Annotated in this window: 21 protein-coding genes; 4 read left to right on the top strand and 17 right to left on the bottom strand. The window is 53.4% G+C overall.

From position 1 onward, the window contains the following. Positions 1-2: 2 nt before the first annotated feature. The 13 genes from lpxA to rpsB form a co-directional block, all read right to left on the bottom strand. On the bottom strand, positions 3-791 hold the full coding sequence (gene lpxA, locus FCN45_RS03865) for an acyl-ACP--UDP-N-acetylglucosamine O-acyltransferase (RefSeq protein WP_101762042.1): 789 nt from the start codon (positions 789-791) through the stop codon (positions 3-5). A gap of 3 nt (positions 792-794) precedes the next feature. Beyond that, positions 795-1,250: a 3-hydroxyacyl-ACP dehydratase FabZ gene (fabZ, locus tag FCN45_RS03860; RefSeq protein WP_007893924.1), complete on the bottom strand. Its 456-nt coding sequence runs from the start codon at positions 1,248-1,250 to the stop codon at positions 795-797. 189 nt (positions 1,251-1,439) lie between these two features. Beyond that, a complete protein-coding gene (gene lpxD / locus FCN45_RS03855; RefSeq protein WP_137385193.1) occupies positions 1,440-2,465 on the bottom strand; it encodes a UDP-3-O-(3-hydroxymyristoyl)glucosamine N-acyltransferase in 1,026 nt (341 codons plus the stop codon). Positions 2,466-2,468: 3 nt separating this feature from the next. Next, positions 2,469-2,969, bottom strand: a complete 501-nt coding sequence (locus tag FCN45_RS03850; RefSeq protein WP_007893920.1) for an OmpH family outer membrane protein — start codon at positions 2,967-2,969, stop codon at positions 2,469-2,471. 95 nt (positions 2,970-3,064) lie between these two features. Then, positions 3,065-5,476, bottom strand: coding sequence for an outer membrane protein assembly factor BamA (gene bamA / locus FCN45_RS03845; protein ID WP_137386845.1), 2,412 nt, complete (start codon positions 5,474-5,476; stop codon positions 3,065-3,067). Between the two features lie 51 nt (positions 5,477-5,527). Further along, a complete protein-coding gene (gene rseP / locus FCN45_RS03840; RefSeq protein ID WP_137385192.1) occupies positions 5,528-6,877 on the bottom strand; it encodes a sigma E protease regulator RseP in 1,350 nt (449 codons plus the stop codon). Positions 6,878-6,889: 12 nt separating this feature from the next. Beyond that, on the bottom strand, positions 6,890-7,747 hold the full coding sequence (gene cdsA, locus FCN45_RS03835; protein WP_101762046.1) for a phosphatidate cytidylyltransferase: 858 nt from the start codon (positions 7,745-7,747) through the stop codon (positions 6,890-6,892). 18 nt (positions 7,748-7,765) lie between these two features. After that, the gene (ispU, locus tag FCN45_RS03830; RefSeq protein ID WP_007893909.1) at positions 7,766-8,518 is read right to left on the bottom strand and encodes a (2E,6E)-farnesyl-diphosphate-specific ditrans,polycis-undecaprenyl-diphosphate synthase; all 753 of its coding nucleotides are present in this window, start codon (positions 8,516-8,518) and stop codon (positions 7,766-7,768) included. 165 nt (positions 8,519-8,683) lie between these two features. Then, the gene (gene ispC, locus FCN45_RS03825; protein WP_206098209.1) at positions 8,684-9,886 is read right to left on the bottom strand and encodes a 1-deoxy-D-xylulose-5-phosphate reductoisomerase; all 1,203 of its coding nucleotides are present in this window, start codon (positions 9,884-9,886) and stop codon (positions 8,684-8,686) included. 114 nt (positions 9,887-10,000) lie between these two features. Beyond that, positions 10,001-10,558 carry a ribosome recycling factor gene (frr, locus tag FCN45_RS03820; RefSeq protein WP_036649587.1) on the bottom strand — a complete coding sequence of 186 codons (558 nt, stop codon included), beginning with the start codon at positions 10,556-10,558 and terminating at the stop codon, positions 10,001-10,003. A gap of 142 nt (positions 10,559-10,700) precedes the next feature. Next, positions 10,701-11,426, bottom strand: a complete 726-nt coding sequence (gene pyrH / locus FCN45_RS03815; RefSeq protein WP_007893903.1) for a UMP kinase — start codon at positions 11,424-11,426, stop codon at positions 10,701-10,703. Positions 11,427-11,580: 154 nt separating this feature from the next. Further along, the gene (tsf, locus tag FCN45_RS03810) at positions 11,581-12,432 is read right to left on the bottom strand and encodes a translation elongation factor Ts (protein ID WP_101762048.1); all 852 of its coding nucleotides are present in this window, start codon (positions 12,430-12,432) and stop codon (positions 11,581-11,583) included. A gap of 182 nt (positions 12,433-12,614) precedes the next feature. Next, the gene (rpsB, locus tag FCN45_RS03805) at positions 12,615-13,334 is read right to left on the bottom strand and encodes a 30S ribosomal protein S2 (RefSeq protein ID WP_007893898.1); all 720 of its coding nucleotides are present in this window, start codon (positions 13,332-13,334) and stop codon (positions 12,615-12,617) included. A gap of 318 nt (positions 13,335-13,652) precedes the next feature. Between rpsB and map the strand changes: the two genes are divergently transcribed. The 4 genes from map (at position 13,653) to FCN45_RS03785 (ending at position 18,759) form a co-directional block, all read left to right on the top strand. Then, the gene (gene map, locus FCN45_RS03800; protein ID WP_008108487.1) at positions 13,653-14,447 is read left to right on the top strand and encodes a type I methionyl aminopeptidase; all 795 of its coding nucleotides are present in this window, start codon (positions 13,653-13,655) and stop codon (positions 14,445-14,447) included. A gap of 70 nt (positions 14,448-14,517) precedes the next feature. Continuing rightward, complete coding sequence (gene glnD / locus FCN45_RS03795) at positions 14,518-17,172, top strand: bifunctional uridylyltransferase/uridylyl-removing protein GlnD (protein WP_137386844.1); 2,655 nt, start codon at positions 14,518-14,520, stop codon at positions 17,170-17,172. Between the two features lie 76 nt (positions 17,173-17,248). Beyond that, positions 17,249-18,073, top strand: coding sequence for a 2,3,4,5-tetrahydropyridine-2,6-dicarboxylate N-succinyltransferase (gene dapD / locus FCN45_RS03790; RefSeq protein WP_008108489.1), 825 nt, complete (start codon positions 17,249-17,251; stop codon positions 18,071-18,073). 293 nt (positions 18,074-18,366) lie between these two features. Beyond that, entirely contained in the window at positions 18,367-18,759 is a 393-nt protein-coding gene (locus tag FCN45_RS03785) for a DUF3461 family protein (RefSeq protein WP_007893894.1), read from the top strand. Between the two features lie 42 nt (positions 18,760-18,801). Here FCN45_RS03785 and FCN45_RS03780 read toward each other — a convergent pair whose 3' ends face one another. From FCN45_RS03780 to dgt, 4 genes are all read right to left on the bottom strand, one after another. Then, entirely contained in the window at positions 18,802-20,028 is a 1,227-nt protein-coding gene (locus FCN45_RS03780; protein WP_137385191.1) for an alginate lyase family protein, read from the bottom strand. Further along, a complete protein-coding gene (locus tag FCN45_RS03775) occupies positions 20,028-21,185 on the bottom strand; it encodes a CdaR family transcriptional regulator (RefSeq protein WP_061718082.1) in 1,158 nt (385 codons plus the stop codon). The genes FCN45_RS03780 and FCN45_RS03775 overlap by 1 nt, the downstream gene beginning before the upstream one ends. A 184-nt stretch (positions 21,186-21,369) precedes the next feature. Continuing rightward, entirely contained in the window at positions 21,370-22,812 is a 1,443-nt protein-coding gene (degP, locus tag FCN45_RS03770; RefSeq protein WP_137385190.1) for a serine endoprotease DegP, read from the bottom strand. Between the two features lie 136 nt (positions 22,813-22,948). Continuing rightward, positions 22,949-24,442: a dGTPase gene (dgt, locus tag FCN45_RS03765; protein ID WP_137385189.1), complete on the bottom strand. Its 1,494-nt coding sequence runs from the start codon at positions 24,440-24,442 to the stop codon at positions 22,949-22,951. Between the last annotated feature and the right edge of the window lie 36 nt (positions 24,443-24,478).

Genomic DNA, 24,478 nt, shown 5'->3' with positions numbered 1-24,478 from the left:
GATTAACGAATCAATCCACGCGTTGAACGGGCAAAGAAGTCATAGAAAGGCTGCACTTCACTGTGTTGTTTCGCCAGCTCTTCAATCTCTGGTTTCACTTCATCCAGCGTTTTGCCGCTGCGGTACAGCAGTTTGTACGCGTTGCGAATGGCATGCAGCGCTTCTTTGCTAAAGCCGCGACGCTTCAGACCTTCGATGTTGATACCGTATGGCGTTGCGTGGTTGCCCTGCGCAATGACATAAGGCGGCACATCCTGCGCGACGCCTGAACAACCGCCAACCATCACGTGAGCACCAATGGTGCACCACTGATGTACCGCCGTCATGCCGCCGATAATCGCAAAATCATCAACGGTGACGTGACCGCCCAGCGTGGCATTGTTAGCAAAGATGCAGCGATTGCCGATCACGCAGTCATGCGCGATGTGAGCATTCACCATCAGCAGGTTATCGCTGCCGACTTTAGTCACATTGCCGCCCTGTGTGGTGCCACGATGAATGGTGACGCTCTCGCGGATGCGGTTACGATCGCCAATTTCAACGCGCGTCGGTTCGCCCGCATATTTCAGGTCCTGATTCACTTCACCGATGGAAGCGAACTGGTAGATCTGATTGTCTTTGCCGATACGCGTGTGGCCGTTCACCACCACGTGCGATTTGAGTACGGTTCCTTCACCAATTTCCACATTAGCGCCGATAAAGCAGAACGGGCCGATATGAACATTGGCGCCGATGACGGCACCCTCTTCAATGACAGAACTGGGATGGATATTGGCGGTTGAATCAATCACTTATTATGCCTCCCGGCTACGGGCACACATCATGGTCGCTTCACAGACAATTTTGCCGTCCACGGTCGCCACGCCTTTAAAGCGTGTCAGACCACGACGGGTTTTCTCGAAGGTCACTTCCATGATCATCTGATCGCCCGGCACAACCGGACGTTTGAAACGGGCTTCATCGATACCAGCGAAGTAATAGAGTTCGCCTGGTTCCAGTTTCCCAACGCTTTTGAACGCCAGAATACCGGTCGCTTGCGCCATCGCTTCCAGGATCAGAACGCCTGGGAAAATCGGCTTACCAGGGAAGTGTCCCTGGAAAAACGGTTCGTTAACAGAAACGTTCTTCACCGCGCGCAGATATTTATGCTCTTCAAAATCCAGCACGCGATCAACCAGCAAGAAAGGATAGCGGTGTGGCAGCAGTTCTAAAATCTCTTCAATTTTCAGAGTATGCGTTTCAGTAGTCAAAATACTCTTCCTGTCCTAAAAATCTGATGGCATCAATAACACGGCCTGCACCGATCAAAATGATCTTCCGCAGGCCGCAAATTAGTTCGGGGCGTTTCGCTTTCTTACGATACCTGCTGCCATTCTCGGGTTACCGAAGGTGGAAGAAAGTACACTTCTTGTTATGAAAGCAAGTAGCGTGGGATGCGTTTAGTCGTCTTTACCGACCTTACGTTCGATGGCTTTTAAGCGTTTGCTTATTTCATCGATGTTCATCACCAGCGCTGCTGTTTTACGCCAGGTTTTGTTGGGTTGCAGTGGAATACCCGACGAATATACGCCTGGCTCTGTGATCGGGCGCATTACCATGCCCATGCCCGTTACGGTCACTTTGTCACAGATTTCCATATGGCCGTTAATGACGCTGGCGCCGCCAATCATACAGTAACGTCCAATCTTCAGACTACCCGCCATGATCACACCACCCGCAACAGCGGTGTTATCACCAATCACGACGTTGTGCGCAATCTGACACTGGTTATCTATGATAACACCATTGCCGATCAGAGTGTTATCCAGCGCGCCGCGATCGATGGTAGTACAGGCACCAATTTCAACCCGATCACCAATCACGACGGTACCCAGCTGCGGGATTTTCACCCAATTGCCGCGATCGTTAGCATACCCGAAACCATCAGCACCAATGACGGTGCCGGACTGAATCAGACAATCCTGACCAATCTGGATTTCGTGATAAATCGTGACGTTAGCCCACAAACGTGAGCCGCGACCGATACGCGTCTGCTTACCAACAAAACATCCTGCGCCAATAACGACGTCGTCACCCAGCTCTACGCCAGACTCGATCACCGCATTTGCGCCTACCGAAACGTTGTTACCCAGCTTAGCCGTTACATCGATCACCGCGCTGGGCGCGATATTCTGCGCGGGCTGCGGCGTGGTGTCCAGCAGTTGTGCCATGCGGGCATAAGTCAGGTAAGGATTTTTCACCACCAGGGCGGCCGTTTTACACCACTCCAGATCCGCTTCCGTCAGCACCACGGCTGAAGCCTGGATAGTAGCGAGCTGCTCGCGGTAGCGGCTGTTTGCAAGAAAAGTGATTTGGCCAGTTGTGGCGGATTGCATAGAAGCAATGCCGGAGATGACGATATCGCCATCTCCGTGCAATTCTGCATCCAACTGCTGGGCTAAATCAGCCAGTCGAATTGATGACATCAATTATTTAACCTGTTTTACAACGTCAGCAGTGATGTCTTTAGCATCAGAAGAAGAGTACAGCACGGCCTGAGAGTCCAGAACCAGATCGTAACCTTCGCTTTTCGCTACAGACTGAACAGCGGTCTGGATTTTAGCCAGCAGCTTGTTACGCTCCTGCATCTGACGAGTTTGGTTGTCTTTGTCAAAAGCCTGTGCTTTTTGTTCAAAGGCAGCACGCTCAGAAGAGATTTGCTTCTCTTTCTTGGTGCGGTCGCTCGCTTTCATGGTCGATGCATTACGCTGCAGATCCTGAATTTCTTGCTGGATCTTCTGCTGCTGAGATTGGAGGTCAGAGGCGCGGCTCTGGAATTCACCTTCAAGCTGTTTAGCAACAGCGGCACGCTGCGGAGACTGCTGGAAAACCTGGCTCAGGTTTACGACGGCAACTTTATCAGCCGCTTGGGCACCCGCAGAAGCAGCTAATGCAACACCCAGAGCAGCAGCACAGAACAACTTTTTCACTATAAACTCCTTACCTCAACGTGTGTGTTTGCAGCGTGCCACATTATCAGGCAGCACGCATGCAAGACGGTATTTTCACTTCCCTGCTCAGAGCCTTACCAGGTTTTACCAATGTTAAACTGGAATTGCTCTGACTTGTCTCCCTCGACTTTCTTCATCGGCTGGGCGTATGAGAAGACCAGCGGCCCTAACGGTGACATCCACTGCAGTGCCACACCGGCAGAGACGCGAATGTTGTTAGGATCGCTGTAATCTGGCACACCCGCCGCGCGTGTTTCCGCAGTGTTCTGCCATTTGGTATCCCAAACGGTACCGGCATCCATAAACACCGAGGTACGCACGGAATTCGCATACTTCTCGCTCAGGAACGGCGTTGGTGTAATCAGCTCCAGGCTGGCAATCGCCATGGCGTTACCACCAACCGCATCGTCCGACTTACAGACGCCGTTTGGATCAGAGATCTTACAGTTTGACGAGCCATCGTTCAGGTACGCAGCTTTAGGACCAATGGTGTTGGACTGGAAGCCACGAACCGTGCTCGAGCCACCGCCGTAGAAGTTCTCATAGAACGGCATCTCTTTTCCATTAAGTCCGTCACCATATCCTACACGGCCACGGCCTAACACCACCCACGTACCATCGCGGTTCAGCGGCACATATTGCTGGCTATCCAATGTCGCTTTATAGAACGCATTATCAGAGCCTGGAATCGTCACTTTACCGTTCAGGTTGGTACGGTTACCGCGCGTAGGGAAGAAGCCGCGGTCTAAAGTGTTATAGGTCCAACCGTAGTTGAAGGTGAAATCATCTGCAGAGAAATCACCGTCATCGTTTAAGCCCTGATGGCGACCGACCGAATCCAGATAACGCCACATCGCAACCTGAGGACGCATGTTGGACAGGTCGTTATGCACATAACCTAAACCAACACGCAGGGTGTTATTTTCATTGACCGGGAAGCCCAGCGTACCGTCGAGACCATAACTTTTGTTGGTATAGTCAGACAGGTCGGCGTTATCGGCTTTGAAGTCGTTATAGAACAAACGACCGCCAAGGCTCACGCCGTCGACCGTGAAGTACGGATCGGTCAGTGAGAACTCAGCATAGGTCTGGTAATCGTTTTTGGTACCGCTGATGCCTACAGTGTTACCGGTGCCGAGCCAGTTTTCCTGGGTCACGCCCACCTGGAAGCTGACGCCACTTTCAGTACCGTAACCGACACCAAAGTTGAAAGTACCGGTGTTACGCTCTTTCACCTTGTAGACCACATCAACCTGATCCGGCGCACCCGGAACACGTTGCGTATCCACATCCACGGTTTCGAAGTAACCGGTACGATTCAGACGCTCTTTACCCTGATCGACGAGGTCGCTGCCCAACCAGGCACCTTCCATCTGACGCATTTCACGGCGCAGTACGGAATCTTTTGAGGTGTCGTTACCTTCAAAGCGCACTTTACGCACGTAGTAACGGTTGCCCGCATCCACGTTGATATGCAGCTTGACGGTTTTATCAGCATCGTTGATTTCTGGCTGCGTCATTACGCGCGGATAGGCGTAACCGTAGCGACCCAGCAATTTCTTGATGTCATCTTCCATCTGGGTGACTTTGGTGCCGTTATACAGCTCACCCGCTGGAATCCTGGTCATCTTTTCGATTTCAGCAGAATGGCCCGCCATGCTGCCGTTCACGATCACGCCGGCAATCTTGTACTGATCGCCTTCGTTAATGTTCACGGTGATGTAGATGCCTTTCTTATCTGGCGTCAGGCTCACCTGCGTGGAATCGATGTTGAAACGCGCATAACCGCGATCCAGATAGAAGCTGCGCAGGGTTTCGAGATCGCCCGCTAACTTCTGTTTCTGGTATTTACGATCGCCCACCACGTTCCACCATGGCACTTCGTCACGCAGTGAGAAGCGCGAGATCAGTTCGTCAGAGGTAAATGCTTTATTACCGACGATGTTGATCTGCTGGATCTGCGCTGAAACGCCTTCCTGGAAGACGAATTTTAGATCCACGCGGTTGCGCGGCAGCGGCGTAGCTATCGCTTTGACGCTGGCGGTGTATTTACCGACGCTGTAGTAGAAGTCTTCCAGCCCCTTCTCGATTGAAGAGAGCGTGGTGCGGTCCAGCGCTTCGCCAACGCGCACGCCAGACGCTTCGAGGTTCTGTTTCAGCTGATCTTCTTTCACCGCTTTGTTGCCGGAGAAAGTGATGTTGGCAATGGTTGGACGCTCTTTCACCTGAACAATCAGGGTTGTACCGTCACGCAGAACCTGCACATCTTCAAAGTTACCGGTGGCGAACAGTGAGCGAATGGTGTTTCTAACATCATCGTCATTCACCGTATCACCGACACGTACCGGCATGCTGAGCAGAGCCGCGCCGACGGCGACTCGCTGGAGACCTTCGAAATGAATGTCCTTCACTACGAAATCGTCTGCACCGTAAACGGTGGCGCTGCTGAACAGCAGCGACGCTATGAGCAACTTTTTCATCGCCATCGTTGTTATGCGTTTTCCTAACACATCCCGCGCCTGTATGCGTTCCAGCTATTACAGACGTGAGAAATCATTGAAAAGTGCAAGCCCCATTAACAGCACTAGCAATATTGAGCCAATGCGATAACTAAAGTCCTGAACTCGCTCGGACACCGGTCCACCTTTGATCTTTTCGATCGCCAGAAAGAACAGATGACCACCATCTAAAACCGGCAGAGGGAACAGGTTAATGATGCCCAGGTTGACGCTGATCAGCGCCAGGAACATCAGGTAATAAATCACCCCGTACTCAGCTGATAACCCTGCACCCTGCGCGATCGAAATCGGCCCGCTCAGGTTATTCAGCTTCACATCCCCGATTATCAACTTGCCCAGCATGGAGACTGTTAGCTTCATCAACTGCCAGGTTTTTACACTGGCTTCGCCGATCGCCGCAAAAGGTCCATACTGCCTTACCGTTTTGTACTCATCAGGCAGCGGAATCACACGCGGAATGACACCCGCGAAGCCTTCCGCTTCATTGCCCGGTTTCGCTTCCGGCGTTAACGTCAACGCCACAGGTTCGCCGTTGCGCTCGATATCTAGCGCCATGTTTTTGCCCGGATTGTCCCGCACCTGTGCCGCAAAAGCCTGCCACTGTGATAATGGCTGACCATCGACTTTAACGATCCTATCGCCCGCTTGCAAACCAGCATTGCTTGCCGGTGAGTTTGCCTGAACTTCGGCTAAGGTCGTTTCAATCTGCGGCCCACGTGGACGAATACCTAAAGCGACCACCGGATCCTGTTTATCAGGCTCAAATTGCCAATCGCGCAAATTTAATTGCTTTTGCTGCGTGGCTTCTTCGCCAAATAGCGAGACGGTAAGCGTGGCATCGCTGTCGCCGATTTTACCGATCAGCGCCATACGCACAGCATCCCAATCAGGCGTTTCGATACCATCTACCGCTTTAAGTTCCATGCCGGAGGTAATTTGCGCTTCGGCAGCGACCGAACCGTTCAGAATTTCACCAACCACAGGACGCACACCTGGTACGCCGTGGATAAACACGACCCAGTAAGCAAAGATGGCGAAGATGAAGTTGGCGATAGGACCGGCTGCGATAATCGAAGCACGCTGCAGCACGGTTTTGTTGTTGAAGGCTTGATGACGCAGCTCGGCGGGAACGCTTTCAACGCGTTCGTCGAGCATTTTGACGTAGCCGCCAAGAGGGATCAGCGCGATGACATATTCGGTGCCCTGACGATCGCTGCGACGCCACAGCGCTTTACCAAAGCCAATCGAGAAACGTTCAACTTTAACACCGCAGCGGCGCGCCACCCAGAAATGGCCAAACTCGTGCACGGTAATTAGCACGCCAAGGGCCACGATAAAGGCGGCAAAACTCCAGAGTATACTCAACATCGCCAGCTATCCTCAGAGGGTGCGAAACACCAACAGCAGCAGGCAGGCAAACACCGGCACCGCAGCAGTCAGGCTATCAATACGATCGAGAATACCACCGTGCCCCGGAATCAAGTTACCACTGTCTTTAATGCCCGCTTCACGCTTGAACATACTTTCTGTCAGGTCGCCCAATACCGATGCCAGCGTCGCAATCACCGCACAGATAATGAGCGTGCCCGGCGCCACCGAAAGCGGTGCCAGCAGAGCAAACAGCCAGGCGATGATGGCAGATGACAATAGGCCACCGAAGAAACCTTCCCAGGTTTTACCCGGAGAGACTTTCGGTGCCAGCTTGTGTTTGCCAAACAGGCGACCAAACATGTAAGCACCGGAATCTGCGCCCCAGACAAGGAACATCACGAACAGCAGCCACCATGCGCCAGCGAAATGGTCAGTATCATAATGATACTGACGCAGCGCCATCATGCCCCAGAAGAACGGAATCAAGGTAAGCACGCCAAACAGTAGGCGCAGCGTACGTGAGTGACGCCACAATGCGGCAGAAGCGGGATAGAACAGTACTAAGATGAGCGCGACAATCCACCACAACAGCGATGCCCAGAGCGAGCCTTCCATCTGGAATTGGTGCAGATTGCGTTGATAGGGTTCAAGGGTAAAGAGCATCGCGGACAGCAACAGGCCGCAAAGCACGGCCAGCCAGATACGTTGCTGACGCGTTTTCATGCCAGCAAACTGCCCCCATTCCCAGGCGGCAAGCATGCAGATGATGATAGTGATAATCGCAAAACCGGACAGGGGTAACCAGAACAGTGCAGCGATCACCAGCGGAATCAAAATTAACGCGGTAATCAGACGAGACTTCAGCAAAGGTTACCCCCAAATTGCTTAGGCGCCGCCTGGTGCAGTACCGCCATAGCGTCGCTCCCGCGTAGAGAATGCATTCAGTGCACCTTCAAAAACGTTTTCATCAAAATCAGGCCAAAGAACATCGGTAAACCAAAACTCAGCATAGGCGATTTGCCACAGCAGGAAGTTGCTAATCCGATGCTCTCCCCCGGTCCTTATCACTAAATCCACTGGCGCCAGCTCCTGCATACACAGATACGGAGCCAGGCTTTCTTCGGTAATCTGGTCAGGACGCAGTAAACCTTCCTGAACCTGTTCGGCCAATTTTCTGGCACCCTGGATAATATCCCAACGGCCGCCATAGTTGGCAGCAATGTTTAGGGTCAGTCCATTATTTTGCTGAGTCAGTTCCTCGGCGCGGCGAATGCGTTCCTGAATTCGGTTATTGAAACGACTGATATCGCCAATAATGCGCAGACGCACATTGTGTTTGTGCAGGCTTTTGACTTCGCTGTCGAGCGCCCAGACAAACAACTCCATTAACGCTGTCACTTCCTGAATCGGACGGCTCCAGTTTTCACTGCTGAACGCATAAAGCGTGAGCGCTTCCAGTTTATGGCTAACCGCAAAGCTGACAGCCCGGCGTACTGATTTTACCCCGGCTTTGTGGCCTGAAATACGCAGTTTGCCCTGATTTTTTGCCCAGCGACCATTACCATCCATAATGATGGCCACGTGACGTGGCGTGCAGTACGACTCGTCATCGATTGTGTTGTGATTGTTGGACGACATAACGCGTAATAATTCCTTTCATCAGAAATGCTGTGGTTTCTGAATACATTGCGCCTGCAGCAAACTCCGGCAAACACGCCAGATGACATCGAAACAATGTCGGCTGTGAAACGCGAGCGAGCGACTATACCATTTTCACCCAGAGCGAACAAATAGCGGGAACTATCAACCTGCTAAACGAAAGCGCGGTAACAATTCATTGGCACGCACGCGCGCTAACCGATCGATCTCCATCACCTCGTCAATGCTGCCCGGCTCCTGACAACTCAGGGACGCCAGCACTTCGCTGTTGATGGCGGCGATATCGGTAAAGCGAATCTGGTGCTGCAGAAAAGCTGCCACCGCCACTTCATTCGCTGCATTCAGCGATGTCGTAGCGGCCTGACCTGTGGCACAGGCATCAATCGCAAGCTTCAGGCAAGGATAGCGCTCGTAGTCCGGCTCGGAAAACGTCAACGACTTCATGCGCGTGAAGTCGAGCGGCGTTACGCCCGCAGAAATACGTGCTGGCCACGCCATGCTGTGCGCAATAGGCGTCCGCATATCCGGAGAGCCCAGTTGCGCCAGCACGCTGCCGTCGCAATAACGCACCATCGAATGGATAACCGACTGCGGATGCAGGATCACCTCCATCTGCGCGTCAGTCGCATTAAACAGCCAGCGGGCTTCAATGTATTCAAGACCTTTATTCATCATGGTGGCCGAATCAACGGAGATTTTACGCCCCATTGACCAGTTCGGATGCGCACAAGCCTGATCCGGCGACATACCGGCTAAATCCGCTAATGGCGTGTCACGAAAAGGACCACCCGATCCCGTAAGGAGAATCGACTCGATGCCGTTTCCCCGCAGATCAGCGTACCCCAACTGATGCTGTATGGAAGCGGGTAAACTCTGAAAAATGGCGTTGTGCTCGCTATCGACCGGCAGCAATTGCACCTGATGTTGGCGTACCGCCTCCATAAACAGACGGCCGCATGTGACAAGCGACTCTTTGTTGGCCAGCAGCACGGTTTTACCGGCGCGAATCGCCGCCATGGTGGGCTGTAAACCTGAGGCGCCAACAATCGCCGCCATCACCTGATCCACGTCATCCAGCGCGGCCAATTCGCAGGCTGCCTGAACGCCGGAGAGCACTTCGGTATTAACGTTGAGTGCTTTCAGTCGCTCACGCAGCGCTTGTGCGGAAATCTCGTCGGACATCGCGGCATAGCGCGGTTGGAATTGCAGGCATTGTTCAGCCATCAACGCCACATTCTGGCCAGCCACCAGCGCGGTCACCTGATAAAGTTCAGGATTTGCGGCAATCACCGCCAGCGTGCTGGTACCAATGGAGCCGGTCGATCCCAGCAGAGTTAATCGCTTCATCATGCTATCCCTGTGAAGTCGTGGAGAGTGTCCGCAAAAGCGCCAGACACAATGTAAAACGCCGCCAGAGTCGAACACGTCTCTGAACGGCGTTTTGAAAAGCAGTTGATGGAATCAGAAGTCCATCAGTTCCTTTTCTTTATCGGCCAATGCGGCATCAACACTCTTGATGTGCGCATCGGTCATTTTCTGGATCTCGTCCTGCGTACGACGTTCGTCGTCTTCGCTGATCTCTTTGTCTTTCAGCAGCGCTTTGATCTTATCGTTGGCGTCACGGCGGACATTACGCACAGAAACACGGCCCTGCTCTGCTTCGCCACGTACGATCTTGATCAGGTCTTTACGACGCTCTTCGGTCAGCGCTGGCAGCGGCACACGAATATCGCTACCGGCTGAGCTTGGGTTCAGACCCAAATCAGACGTCATAATCGCTTTCTCAACCGCAGCGCTCAGCGAGCGATCAAATACGTTGATTTTCAACGTACGTGAATCCTCAACCGTCACGCTAGCCAGCTGGCGCAGCGGCGTTGGCGTACCGTAATAAGGAACCACAATGCCGTCGAGCAGTGAAGGCGAAGCGCGGCCGGTGCGGATTTTGCTGATGTTGTTTTTAAATGCATCCACACATTTTTCCATGCGCGTGTCTGCATCTTTTTTAATGTCGTTAATCACGTTGAAACCCTTGAATTCGGTTGACCTGGCCATTTCCGGGCTAACCGGAAGCGGTATCGATAAACATCGATCATCCTAATTGCTGCGCGATGTCAGAGCATCGCGGCAAAAGAATATACCTTATTTTAACGCGCGTCGGGTATTAATGCGTAATCAGGGTGCCTTCTTTTTCACCCATCACGACGCGACGCAATGCGCCAGGCTTGTTCATGTTGAAGACGCGGATAGGCAGCTTGTGGTCACGCGCCAGCGTAAAGGCGGCGAGATCCATCACTTTAAGCTCTTTATCCAACACTTCTGCATAGCTCAGTTGGTCATACAGCGTGGCATCCGGGTTTTTCACCGGATCTTCAGAGTAGACGCCGTCTACTTTGGTGGCTTTCAGTACCACGTCGGCTTCGATTTCGATGCCGCGCAGGCAGGCTGCAGAGTCAGTGGTAAAGAACGGGTTGCCGGTACCGGCCGCGAAGATCACGACGCGGTTGTTACGCAGCAGGCTGATCGCTTCTGCCCAGCTGTAGTTATCACACACGCCGTTCAGCGGAATCGCTGACATCAAGCGCGCATTGACATACGCACGGTGCAGCGCGTCACGCATTGCCAGGCCATTCATTACTGTTGCCAGCATGCCCATATGGTCGCCGACCACACGGTTCATGCCCGCCTGGGCCAGACCTGCGCCGCGGAACAGGTTACCGCCACCAATAACCACACCCACCTGAATGCCCAGCTCAACCAGCTCTTTCACCTCTTGCGCCATGCGGTCAAGCACGCTCGCGTCGATGCCAAAACCTTCGGCACCTTGCAGTGCTTCGCCACTCAGTTTTAGCAGGATACGTTGATATACAGGTTTTGCGTTGGTCGCCATGGTCAGTTCTTCCTGGAAGATATGATGAAAAGGAGAAGTAAAATCTGGTCGATCATCCGCAAAGCCCGCGAGAAAAGCTATTGGGATGAGACTGAAAGTGCTGCACTAAATCGCAGACAAAAAAGAACCGCCTTGTGGCGGTTCTTTCGGACCATTAAGACTGTTTGGACATTGCAGCAACTTCTGCTGCGAAGTCAGCTTCAACTTTCTCAATGCCTTCGCCCACTTCGAAGCGGATGAAGTTGATGACGTCAGCGTTTTTCTCTTTCAACGCCTGGCCAACGGTTTTGCTTGGGTCGATAACGAAAGCCTGACCGGTCAGAGAAACTTCGCCGGTGAATTTCTTCATGCGGCCTTCAACCATTTTCTCTGCGATTTCTTTTGGCTTGCCAGACTGCATGGCGATATCCAGCTGAACCTGGTACTCTTTCTCAACCACGTCTGCAGACACGTCTTCTGGCTTAACGAATTCTGGCTTGCTCGCAGCGATGTGCATAGCAACTTGCTTGCTCAGTTCTTCGTCAGCACCGGTGGTAGAAACAACCACACCGATACGTGCGCCATGCTGATAGCTGTTCAGCTCAGCGCCTTCCAGGATAGCAATACGACGGATGTTGATGTTCTCACCGATTTTCGTAACCAGCGCTACGCGTTCTTCTTCGAACTGCGCTTTCAGAACTTCCACATCGGTAACTTTGCCAGCGACAGCTGCATCCAGAACCTTGTCAGCAAACGCCTGGAAACCGCCATCTTTTGCAACGAAGTCGGTCTGGCAGTTTACTTCCAGGATCGCCGCGAAGCCGTCAGCGATTTTGGTTTTGATCACGCCATCAGCAGCAACGTTGCCTGCTTTCTTAGCCGCTTTGATTGCGCCAGATTTGCGCATGTTCTCAATCGCCAGCTCGATGTCGCCGTTCGCTTCGGTCAGCGCTTTTTTGCAGTCCATCATGCCTGCGCCAGTACGCTCACGCAGTTCTTTTACCAATGCAGCGGTAATATCAGCCATTCCAGAATCCTCGATTCGTCTCTGTGTGCTCACACACTGTCAGAAACTTGTTGCGGAAAATTTACTCTGCCCCGCTCGCTCTGTAGTGAGCGTGACAGACTTAGATAAAATAAAGGGGCCTGAACGGCCCCCTTAACAGATAACATCTGATGTCTAAGGGCTCTTAGAAAGAGCGAACCTTATTAAGCTTCAGCAGCTTCTTCAGCCTGCTCAGCCAGATCCTGTGAACGGCCTTCGCGCACGGTAGTGGCAACGGCAGTCAGGTACAGGCTTACAGCACGGATCGCATCGTCGTTACCTGGGATAACGAAGTCAACGCCGTCTGGATCAGAGTTGGTATCAACGATAGCAAATACTGGGATACCCAGGTTGTTTGCTTCTTTGATAGCGATGTGCTCGTGATCAGCGTCAACAACGAACAGTGCATCCGGCAGACCGCCCATATCTTTGATACCGCCCAGGCTGTTTTCCAGCTTGGCCAGTTCGCGAGTGCGCATCAGCGCTTCTTTCTTGGTCAGTTTGTCGAAAGTACCGTCCTGAGACTGAGACTCAAGATCTTTCAGGCGTTTGATTGACTGACGAACGGTTTTCCAGTTAGTCAGCATGCCACCCAACCAGCGGTGGTTTACGAAGAACTGGTCGCAGCTCAGAGCTGACTCTTTTACCGCTTCGGCAGCAGCGCGCTTAGTACCAACGATCAGGATCTTACCTTTACGGGAAGAGATCTTTTTCAACTCAGCCAGAGCGTCGTTGAACATTGGCACAGTCTGCTCGAGGTTGATGATGTGAACCTTGTTACGTGCGCCGAAGATGAATGGCTTCATTTTCGGGTTCCAGTAACGGGTCTGGTGACCAAAGTGAACACCAGCCTTGAGCATGTCGCGCATTGAAACAGTTGCCATGATTACCTCTAAAGTTTGATTTGGGGTTGGGCCTCCATGTATCCCATACGACCGACCTCTTTCAAGGCACCCCGGCGTATGTGTCGATACATGTGTGTTTTAGTACACATAATGAGTTTTATGCGTTTCCTGCCAGCCAAACGTCGGTGACAGAGAATCGTCGGCGCGCTTTATACCACAATGCGCAGGAATACGCCAATAGTAGTTGAGCGCCGCAGGCGCAGACAATCGCCATTTGGCAGCCCTTTTGCTGGCTGCTAACATGACTGCCACAGAACTCATTATTGTCGAAAATTTCGACGATTGCGGATTAATTTAATGGCTATTTCAATTAAAACCCCTGAAGAAATCGAAAAAATGCGCGTGGCGGGCCGCCTTGCCGCTGAAGTGCTGGAGATGATTGCCCCGCACGTGGTGCCTGGCGTCACCACCGGTGAACTGGATCGTCTCTGTCACGAACACATCACGCAGAAGCAGCAGGCGATTTCCGCCTGCCTCGGCTATCACGGCTTCCCGAAATCGGTGTGTATTTCGGTGAATGAAGTGGTATGTCACGGTATTCCGAGCGACGATCGCGTGCTGAAGGATGGCGACGTGGTTAACGTCGATGTCACGGTGATCAAAGATGAGTATCACGGCGATACCTCAAAAATGTTCATCGTCGGTAAAGCCACCATTCAGGGCGAGCGCCTGTGTCGCGTTACTCAGGAAAGTCTCTATATCGCGCTGCGTCTGGTGAAACCGGGTATTCGTCTGCGTGAACTGGGCCGCGCGATTCAGCAGTATGTCGAAGCACAGGATTTTTCGGTGGTGCGCGAGTATTGCGGTCACGGCATCGGCAAAGGCTTCCACGAAGAGCCGCAGGTACTGCATTACGACGCGGATGATAGCGGCGTGGTGTTGCAAGCAGGCATGACCTTCACCATTGAACCGATGGTCAATGCCGGTGATTACCGCATCCGCACCATGAAGGATGGCTGGACCGTGAAAACCAAAGATCGCAGCTTGTCCGCGCAGTATGAGCATACTATTGTGGTGACAGAAAACGGCTGTGAGATTCTGACGCTGCGTGAAGACGACACCATTCCAGCGGTGCTTGAAAACGTCGCGTAATCATCTCGCTAACAGTACCAGGCCGGCTTATCGCTGGCCTTTTTTATGTGCGTAATGAAGAGGCATGTTGATGAGTGGTAGCGTGACCGAAGCAGTACACAAAGGCCTGACCGATTCCCCCGCCAGCTGGCCCGATGACGCCCTGACGCGCGACAAGCTCAAACACTATCTTGAGCAATTCCAGCAGCACCTGGGCATTGCATTTGATGCGGGCACCGATATTGAATCTCTGATTGATGCCCGCACGCTGTTTATAGATCGCTTATTGCGTCGTCTGTGGCGCTTCTTTGGTTTTGACCAGATGAAGGAGATCGCACTGGTTGCCGTTGGCGGTTATGGTCGCGGCGAACTGCATCCGCTCTCCGATATTGATGTGCTGATCCTCAGCCGCCAGCCGCTGGACGACACAGCCGCGCAGCGCACCAGCGAGCTGCTAACGCTGATGTGGGATTTGAAGCTGGAAGTTGGTCACAGCGTACGTACGCTGGAAGAGTGCCTGCTGGAAGGCTTATCCGATCTCACGGTCGCCACCAACCTGATTGAATCGCGCATGCTCACCGGCGATGTGGCGCTGTTTCTCGAACTGCAAAAGAACATCTTCAGCGATGGTTTCTGGCCGTCTTCACGCTTCTTCGCCGCCAAAATTGAAGAGCAACAGGAGCGCCACCAGCGCTATCACGGCACCAGCTACAACCTTGAACCGGATATCAAAAGCAGCCCCGGCGGCCTGCGCGACATACACACGCTGCAATGGGTGGCGCGTCGTCACTTTGGCGCCACCACCATGGATGAGATGGTTGGTTTCGGCTTTATCACCGAAGCGGAACGCAATGAAATCAACGAGTGTCAGGAATTTTTGTGGCGCATTCGCTTTGCGCTGCACTTAACGCTGCCACGCTATGACAATCGTCTGCTGTTTGATCGACAACTCACCGTCGCTCAACGCCTCAACTATCTGGGCGAAATCAATGAGCCGGTTGAGCGCATGATGAAGGACTTCTACCGCGTCACGCGCCGTATCGGCGAACTCAATCAGATGCTGCTGCAGCTGTTCGATGAAGCGATTCTGGCGCTGTCGACCACTGAAAAACCGCGCAACATTGATGACGATTTCCAGATTCGCGGTGACCTCATCGACCTGCGCGATCTCACGCTGTTTGAGCGTGAGCCGCAAGCCATCCTGCGCATGTTCTACGTGATGGTGCGTAACGAAAACATCAAAGGTATTTACTCCACCACGCTGCGGCAGTTGCGCTATGCGCGCCGCCATTTGAAGCAGCCGCTGTGTCAAATTCCTGAAGCGCGTGAAACCTTTATGGCGATTCTGCGTCATCCTGGCGCGGTTAAGCGTGCGCTGGTGCCGATGCATCGTCACAGCGTGTTATGGGCCTATACGCCGCTGTGGGGCAACATCGTCGGTCAGATGCAGTTCGATCTGTTCCACGCTTACACGGTGGATGAGCACACCATCCGCGTGCTGCAGAAGCTGGAGAGTTTTGCCGACGAAGCCACGCGCCCGATGCATCCGCTGTGCGTTGAACTCTGGCCGCGCCTGCCACAGCCGGAACTGTTGCTGATGGCTGCGCTGCTGCACGATATCGCCAAAGGCCGCAACGGCGATCACTCCATTCTCGGCGCGCAGGATGCGCTCGACTTTGCCGAACTACACGGACTGAACTCCCGCGAAACGCAGCTGGTTGCCTGGCTGGTACGCCATCATTTATTGATGTCAGTCACCGCGCAGCGCCGCGATATTCAGGATCCCACCGTGATTCAGCAATTCGCCGAAGTGATGCAGAACGAAAATCGCTTACGCTATCTTGCGTGCCTGACGGTTTCCGATATCTGCGCCACCAATGAAAGCTTGTGGAACAGCTGGAAGCAGAGCCTGTTGCGCGAGCTGTTCTTCGCGACCGAAAAACAGCTGCGCCGCGGCATGGAAAACAGCCCGGATCTGCGCGAGCGCGTGCGCCATCATCGTCTGCAAGCGCTGGCGCTGCTGCGGATGGAAAACCTCGACGAAGAGCGTTTGCACCATATCTGGAGTCGCTGCCGCGCCGACTATTTCCTGCGCCACACACCGAATCAGCTCGCCTGGCATGCGCGTCATTTAATTCATCACGATCTCAACAAACCGCTGGTGCTGGTCAGCCCGCAGGCCACCCGCGGCGGTACCGAGATCTTTATCTGGAGCCCGGATCGTCCGCACCTGTTTGCTGCGGTGGCCGGCGAGTTGGATCGCCGCAATCTCAGCGTGCATGATGCGCAGATCTTTACCAGTCGCGATGGCATGGCAATGGACACCTTTATTGTGCTGGAGCCGGATGGCAGCCCGCTGGCCGCTGATCGCCATCCGCTGATCATTCAGGCGCTGGAACAAGCCATCACGCAAAACGAATGGGTTCCGCCGCGTACGCGTCGCCAGTCTGCGCGCCTCAAGCATTTCAGTGTCGATACCGAAGTCAATTTCCTGCCGACGCACACCGACCGCCGCAGTTATCTGGAATTGGTCGCGCTCGATCAGCCCGGCTTGCTGGCGCGCGTGGGTGAAGTGTTCGCCGATTTGGGCGTGTCGCTGCACGGCGCACGCATCAGTACGATTGGTGAACGGGTTGAGGATCTTTTCATCCTCGCCGATAGCGAGCGGCGTGCGCTTGGGGTGGAAATGCGCAATGTGTTGCAACAGAGGTTGACAGAGGCCCTTAATCCAAACGATAAAGTGTGACCGCAATCGATTAATCAAATTTATTTACCGTGCCAGTGCGATGCTGGCACCCGTATTACAGACTTAGGAAATCATTATGCAACAGTTACAGAGCGTTATCGAATCTGCCTTTGAGCGCCGCGCCGACATCACGCCATCTAGCGTAGACAGCGCGACCCGCGATGCTATCACTCAGGTTATTGGCCTGCTGGATAGCGGTGAACTGCGCGTGTCTGAAAAGATCAACGGTGAGTGGGTAACGCATCAGTGGCTGAAGAAAGCAGTGCTGTTGTCGTTCCGCATCAACGACAATCAGGTCATGGAAGGGTCGGAAACCCGCTTCTACGACAAAGTGCCAATGAAGTTTGCTGGCTGGGATGAAGCGCGTTTCAAAAACGCCGGTTTCCGCGTTGTGCCACCCGCTGCCGTGCGTCAGGGCGCATTCATCGCACGTAATACCGTGCTGATGCCTTCCTACGTCAACATCGGCGCTTACGTTGATGAAGGCACCATGGTTGATACCTGGGCGACCGTGGGTTCTTGCGCGCAGATCGGTAAAAACGTCCACCTGTCAGGCGGCGTGGGCATCGGTGGCGTGCTGGAGCCGCTGCAGGCTAACCCAACCATCATCGAAGATAACTGCTTCATTGGCGCACGTTCAGAAATCGTGGAAGGCGTGATCGTCGAAGAAGGTTCCGTGATTTCCATGGGCGTTTACATCGGCCAGAGCACCAAAATCTTTGACCGCGAAACCGGCGAAGTGCATTACGGTCGCGTTCCGGCGGGTTCCGTGGTGGTTTCCGGTAACCTGCCGTCTAAAGATGGTAGCTACAGCCTGTACTGCGCGGTAATTGTGAAGAAAGTTGACGCTAAAACGCTCAGCAAAACAGGCATTAACGAACTGCTGCGCAGCATCGACTGAGCTTCTCCTGCCTGAAGATCTTCCCGACGGGCCTGCCTACAGGCCCGTAATTATTTGTTTACACTCCCGCCAGAATTACCTGTTTCGCGCCGCGAATTAACACGTGCGTTTATTTTTCAAACAGTTCATAATCCGCGCCAAGTTAACTCCGGTCGCGCACTGTTTATCCCGGTTTTTGTGTCTACAGTTGATTAAGTATGCCGTAAGCGTTCCGGTTGCCGCGTTTCTGCTGCATCCCGAATGATGATGATAGTCCTGCGCGCTCACCCACTCTTAGATGGAATATAAACGCTATGTACGACAACCTGAAAAGCTTAGGTATCAGCAACCCTGACGACATCGACCGTTACAGCCTGCGTCAGGAAGCTAACAACGACATTCTTAAAATCTACTTCCGCAAAGACAAAGGTGAATTCTTTGCTAAAAGCGTGAAATTCAAATATCCACGTCAGCGCAAAACCGTTGTCGCCGATCACACCAGCCAGGGTTACAAAGAAGTGCAGGAAATCAGCCCGAACCTGCGTTATGTGATCGATGAGCTGGACCAGATTTGCCAGCGCGACCAGGTTGAAGTGGATCTGAAGCGCAAAATTCTGGCGGATCTGCGCCATCTGGAAAGCGTGGTCTCGAACAAGATCGCTGAAATCGAATCAGACCTTGATCAGCTGACCCGCAACAACCGTTAATTTCGCGCTTTAAATAACAGGCCAGCCGATGCTGGCCTTTTTTTATGGCTGCTGATAAGGCAGCGAAAGCAGCCAGGTATCACGCTGTGCCTGCCTCACCGCCCCACTCTTTTGATCTTTCCATTGCGTCTGCATGATCCACTGTTGATAACGCGGCTGCTGCAGGCTGTTATCGGCCATTGAAAGCAGCGGAATGATGCGCTGGCTCACGCGATCACGATTTTTCCACGGCCAGAGTTTAGTGGCATCGCTGTACGGCGCCATCATGTCGAGCGCAGCCAGCAACGATCCGCCCGGCTGCTGGCTATGCCATAAATCGCCTAACCCTGCTTTACCGGCTAGCTGCGCCAATGCGCTAAGCGCTTGCAGATTGAAGTAGCTGTAATGGAAGGATCGCGTGCGCGCTAACTCTGCGGGCTGGCTGCCATCGGCACGAATTTGCAGCGCTATTTTATTGCGCGCCAACTCTACCATCGCTGTGACTGTCTCGCGATCGCCCAGATACCACGCGATTCCCGCCACCTGCGTGCAATACCAACTACCATGATTATTCACCGCCGCCGCTTCTTGCAGTGCTAGCGGATTGTGCCGCAGCCAGTGCAGATACTCGCTAAACCACTGCTGCATCGCTTGCTGATCGGCAGGCTGCCAACCGGGCGCATTGCGTAGCAAAGTCAGCGCATCCACCACGCGCGTGGCAAAGTAGCGCCCATCGAGCACGCCATCATGGCGGCCCGCGGATCGGCCCGGAATGCCTTGAGCAAAGTTAAGATTAGGGTGCATACGGCTGGTGGGATTGATGAACCAGTGACGCATCATCGCCAGCGCTTTGTCGGCATAACGTTGATCGCCAGAAAAATACCAGGCCAGCGTCAGCGCCTGAAAATCAGCGGTAAAGCGCGCCAGCCGCACGCCATCACTTTGATCATTCTTACTGGCAGGATTCACTTCGCCATCACGACGCTGCCACGGCAGGCCGTCGGCGCTGCTGGCGTCCGGCCACCAATAGGCGCTCAGGCTTAAATAATCCTGCTTCGAGCCGCTCGGCGGCAACATACCTTTATCGGTGACGCTGGGATTGGGGTGTTGCAGCGCGTTATCCGCTTGCTGTTTAAGCTGATGCCAGGCGTCGAGCGTTGGCGGCGCGGCCTGATGATGTGCCAGCTGCTGCTTAACTTTCTGCAGATCGTTTAACGAGAGAAAGGCCGGATCGTTAGCCACACTTAGCGCGCTATACAGCCACAGCAGCGCAATCCACAGGTTCCTCATTAACTTTGCTCATCCAGTTGAAGCGCCACGTACAGCAGTAAGCGATCGTCAAAATTGCCCAGATCGAGCCCGGTAAGCTCGGAAATACGGTTGAGGCGATACTCCAGCGTGTTGCGATGAATGAACAGCGCGCGTGCCGTGGCGCTGGGTTGCACGTTGTGGCTGAACCACGCCACCAGCGTGCGTCGCAGCAAGCCATTGTTATCCATGCTTTTCAGCTTTGCCAGCGGGCGCGCCAGTTCGTTGGCCTGCCAGCCGCCGCGTAAACTGTCGAGCAGCACCGGCAGCACCAGATCCTGATAAAAATAGCTGCGCTGTTCCGGCATGCGCTGTTTGCCCACCATCATGGTGGTACGCGCGGTGCGGTACGAACGTGCGATGCTGCCGGGACCGGTAAAGTAGTTGCCGAGCGCGATGCGCATTCGCACCTGGCCGCTCTCCTTCATGCGTTGCAGCAGTTGATCCACGCGGCGGCGATGATCGTCCTGATCGTAGCGGCCATGCGCATTCAGTGCCGGTTTCAGCACCACCATTTCGGTGAGTGAAACAATCGCAATCAGGTTGTCGCGTTCCGGCGTGGTCAGCAGCGTTTGCAGCTGTTGCAGCTCGGACATGGCGCTATCAACGCCGAGCTGGCCGCTGTCCACTTCCACCACCGCCACCACGCGCGGTTGATTGAGATCGATGCCGAGCCGCTGCGCCCATTCGCTGAGCGCTGGCGATAAGGTTTCGCTGCGCACCAGATTCAGCACCAGCTCTTCTCGCAAGCGGCTATCTTGCGCCAGCATGTGTAACAAACGCGCCTGTTCCAGCATCATTTCGGCGGTCATACACACCAATTCGCCGTAGTGACGCAGCGTTGCCGGTTGGCCGGTCAAACCGATCACGCCGACGATATCGCCATCAATACGCAGCGGCAAATTGATGCCAGGACGCACGCCGTGCAGATGTTTTGCCACCGCTTCGTCGATGTCTACCACACGCCCTTGTGACAGCACCAAAAGCGCGCCTTCGTGCAATTCGCCAATGCGCTCACGATCGCCACTGCCGATGATGCGACCACGTGCATCCATCACGTTGACATTGCTATCAATAATTTGCATGGTGCGGGCAACAATATCCTGAGCCAGTCGCGCATCGAGATGATAGGTGGCCATCAAACACTCCGGAGATAAGGACGAACAGACAGAATACGCATCCGTTACGGCGCTGACATTGTGCAACTGCACATAGCCAGCGGGATTATGCGGGATTTGCGGTAAGCGTCACATTCAGTACCGGACATTTGCACAGACACAAAAAAGGCGAGCCAAAGCTCGCCTGTTATCAACAACCTGAAACTTACTGCATCAGCAGATACAGGCTGCTGTCACCGCGCTGCACGTTAAGTGCCAGCACCGAAGGTTTGGTGTCGAGCACTTTACGCAGCTCGCCAAGATTAGCTACGGCTTGCTGGTTGACACCCAGAATCACGTCACCTTTCTTCAAGCCAATTCGCGCCGCTGCGCTGCCAGGCTTGACGCTATCGACGCGCACGCCTTTCTGGCCGTTGGTATCAATATTGCTGAGATCGGCACCTTCAATACCGGTGTAAATGGTGGCGGACTGCACTTTATCCTGCGAGCTCTGCTGCAGTTCAACGCTGACGTTCACCGGTTTGCCTTCGCGCAGCAGGCCCAGCTGCAGCTTGGTACCGACCGGCAGCGAGCCGACTTCGGCACGCAGCGCTGCAAAGCTGGTCAGCGCTTTACCGTTCATCGACACCACCACGTCACCCGCTTTCACGCCGGCTTTCGCCGCAGCAGAGTTCGGCAATACCTGGCTAACAAAGGCGCCGCGCTGCGCATCGACTTTCATCGCTTTCGCCAGCTCTGAGTTCAGCTCGGTGCCCATAATGCCCAGCTCGCCGCGTTTCACCTGACCGTACTCCACCATCTGCGCGGTAAGGTTTTTCACCATTGAGCTAGGGATCGCAAAGCCGATACCGATGTTGCCGCCGTCCGGCGCCAGAATCGCGGTGTTAATCCCGATCAGCTCGCCGTTAAGGTTTACCAATGCGCCACCGGAGTTACCACGGTTAATCGCCGCATCGGTCTGGATGAAGTTTTCGTAATTTTCAACGTTCAGGCCGCTGCGGCCCAGCGCCGAAACAATCCCCGAGGTCACCGTTTCGCCAAGGCCGTACGGGTTACCAATCGCCACGGTGTAATCGCCGACGCGCAGGTTGTCGGAGTCGGCAATCTTAATTGCGGTGAGGTTTTTCGCATCCTGCAGCTGAATCAGCGCGATATCTGATTGTGGATCTTTACCGATCACTTTGGCGTCGTAACGACGTCCATCGCTGAGCTGCACCTGGATTTTGGTCGCGTTATCCACCACGTGGTTGTTGGTCACCACATAGCCTTTATCCGCGTTAATTACCACACCGGAACCCAGCGCACGGAACTGCTGTTTCTGCGCGTTAGCACCGCCATCCGCGCCGCCGTCACCACCGCCGTTTTGACACATGGGTGAGCTTTGGAACGGTGAACCGTCCTGGCAGAACGGAGAATTATCACCAAAGAATTGCTGGAACTGCTGCGGCATACGCGGCGTTTTAACCGTCGTCGAGCCTTCCACACTGATACTCACCACGGAAGGCATGACTTTTTCCAGCATGGGTGCCAGGCTTGGCAATTGCTGGCTGGAAGAAGAAGCGGTCTCTGCGGCAAATGCACTCACAGGGCTCAACGTCGCCGCGCCGAAACTCAGCGCCAACGCCAGCATAATTGTGTTTTTTTTCATTTATCTGTGTCTCTCTAAGAATTACGGCCAGACCATTGCTGTGGTCGTGATGGTGAGATTAAGTTTTTAGCGCGAAGTTCCTAATAAAGTTTTAGGTAAAGGTAAAAAATTGTTCTTCATCTTTACAATTGTGCGCTTATTCAACCGCCATTAAACGACGATATTCATCCCAGGCATAATTGTCCGTCATCCCACTAATGTAGTCCTGAATCAGACGCGCACGATAATAACGTTCCCACAACAAGCGCTGATATTTATGCTCAACAATTAATGAGCGCATGTGTTGTTGATAGGCCTTTCGATGTTTGCCGGAAAGCTTATGAAACAAGCGGGTTTCAATCGGATGCTTTGCCAGAAAGTCTTCGTTCATCAAGGTGGTAAATTGCTCGTAATCCAGCAACAGCAGTGACTGATATATTTCGAGCAAACCTTTAATTACCCGATAACCCTGCAATTCCAGTTGTTCAACTTCCGGATGATTAAACACCTGCTGACGCGCAACCGTTTTAAATAGTTTTAGCAAGCGACCTTCTTCACCATCATCTTCCAGTAAAGCGTGATTAAAATCACCTTCGAAAATAGCCGGTAAGTTGTCGATGAAACGCTTAACCGCATGGCTAACCAGCACGTTTTGCACGTTAACCCTCAATGACATAAAGAATTGATCGCTGATACTGCGGCGTTTTTTCTGATTAGCCTCTTTCCAGGCATCACCGATAGTGCGGCTGAAAACATCGCCGTTTTTTACCGCGCCCCAGGCATCCAATAAATGCTTATACAACGTTTCAACATGGAAGATGTCTTTTTCTACGGCGTCATCCAAATCGGCAATGCAATAAGAGATATCGTCGGCGGCTTCCATTATCCAGGTAAGCGGGAAACGATGGTGCTGTTTAATATTGGTCGCTTCACGCAACTCAGCCACATATTCTCGCTCAGATAAATAGAAGCCCGGCTTTTTCATTAATACGCTAAATTCAGCCGGTTTATCGCCTTGCCACCATGCGGGCGCGGTATATTTCAAAATACAGGCGACCTGCGCATAGCTGAGATTGAGTTGCAGCAGCGTATGCACCAGGCGAATCGCCTGCGCGTTACCCTCGAAATGGCATAAATCTTGACGAATCATTGCATTCAACTGGTCAAAAGCGGCGCGCTCAGCCTCATCGGCAACGCCCGCCACCAGCGGATCGACCAGCTCGGCAGGCAGATTTTCGTCGAACCAGTCATTGATCGCCGCCTCGCCAAAATGACCAAACGGCGGATTGCCGACATCGTGCAGTAAACAGGCCATCTCAATCAGGCTTTCGAAGGCACCTTCAAACTCATCCAGCCCATAATTCGCCAGCCCGCCGCCCTGGGTTTTCAGCGCTTGCAGAATCTCTTTGGTGATATATCGCCCGGTTTGCTGCACTTCCAGCGAGTGCGTTAGACGCGAACGCACCGCCGCATTGCGCTCGAGAGGGAATACCTGGGTTTTCTGTTGCAGACGACGAATCGCCGCGGAGTTAATAATACGTCCGCGATCGCTTTCAAAGTGGCGGGTAATAAAGTATTCCTCTTCGGGATCTTTGCGGCTGGTATAAGGGCGGGTGAAACTGATCTTCTTCCTGAAATTGATCGTCGCCATAATTACCCCTTATTTTTTCGTGAATTCTTCCTCAAT

It is taken from the genome of Pantoea sp. SO10 (assembly GCF_005281435.1).
GTDB lineage: Bacteria > Pseudomonadota > Gammaproteobacteria > Enterobacterales > Enterobacteriaceae > Pantoea > Pantoea leporis.
This window is presented reverse-complemented; position numbering and strand designations above follow the sequence as displayed.

What these genes read in the sequence shown, in the direction of transcription:
- pyrH (WP_007893903.1), bottom strand. Translation starts at nt 11,426, where the DNA reads ATGGCGACCAACGCAAAACCTGTATATCAACGTATCCTGCTAAAACTG.
- bamA (WP_137386845.1), bottom strand. Translation starts at nt 5,476, where the DNA reads ATGGCGATGAAAAAGTTGCTCATAGCGTCGCTGCTGTTCAGCAGCGCC.
- FCN45_RS03785 (WP_007893894.1), top strand. Translation starts at nt 18,367, where the DNA reads ATGTACGACAACCTGAAAAGCTTAGGTATCAGCAACCCTGACGACATC.
- rseP (WP_137385192.1), bottom strand. Translation starts at nt 6,877, where the DNA reads ATGTTGAGTATACTCTGGAGTTTTGCCGCCTTTATCGTGGCCCTTGGC.
- lpxD (WP_137385193.1), bottom strand. Translation starts at nt 2,465, where the DNA reads ATGTCATCAATTCGACTGGCTGATTTAGCCCAGCAGTTGGATGCAGAA.
- dgt (WP_137385189.1), bottom strand. Translation starts at nt 24,442, where the DNA reads ATGGCGACGATCAATTTCAGGAAGAAGATCAGTTTCACCCGCCCTTAT.
- FCN45_RS03775 (WP_061718082.1), bottom strand. Translation starts at nt 21,185, where the DNA reads ATGGCCACCTATCATCTCGATGCGCGACTGGCTCAGGATATTGTTGCC.
- ispC (WP_206098209.1), bottom strand. Translation starts at nt 9,886, where the DNA reads ATGAAGCGATTAACTCTGCTGGGATCGACCGGCTCCATTGGTACCAGC.
- glnD (WP_137386844.1), top strand. Translation starts at nt 14,518, where the DNA reads ATGAGTGGTAGCGTGACCGAAGCAGTACACAAAGGCCTGACCGATTCC.
- rpsB (WP_007893898.1), bottom strand. Translation starts at nt 13,334, where the DNA reads ATGGCAACTGTTTCAATGCGCGACATGCTCAAGGCTGGTGTTCACTTT.
- degP (WP_137385190.1), bottom strand. Translation starts at nt 22,812, where the DNA reads ATGAAAAAAAACACAATTATGCTGGCGTTGGCGCTGAGTTTCGGCGCG.
- ispU (WP_007893909.1), bottom strand. Translation starts at nt 8,518, where the DNA reads ATGTCGTCCAACAATCACAACACAATCGATGACGAGTCGTACTGCACG.
- FCN45_RS03780 (WP_137385191.1), bottom strand. Translation starts at nt 20,028, where the DNA reads ATGAGGAACCTGTGGATTGCGCTGCTGTGGCTGTATAGCGCGCTAAGT.
- tsf (WP_101762048.1), bottom strand. Translation starts at nt 12,432, where the DNA reads ATGGCTGATATTACCGCTGCATTGGTAAAAGAACTGCGTGAGCGTACT.
- dapD (WP_008108489.1), top strand. Translation starts at nt 17,249, where the DNA reads ATGCAACAGTTACAGAGCGTTATCGAATCTGCCTTTGAGCGCCGCGCC.
- map (WP_008108487.1), top strand. Translation starts at nt 13,653, where the DNA reads ATGGCTATTTCAATTAAAACCCCTGAAGAAATCGAAAAAATGCGCGTG.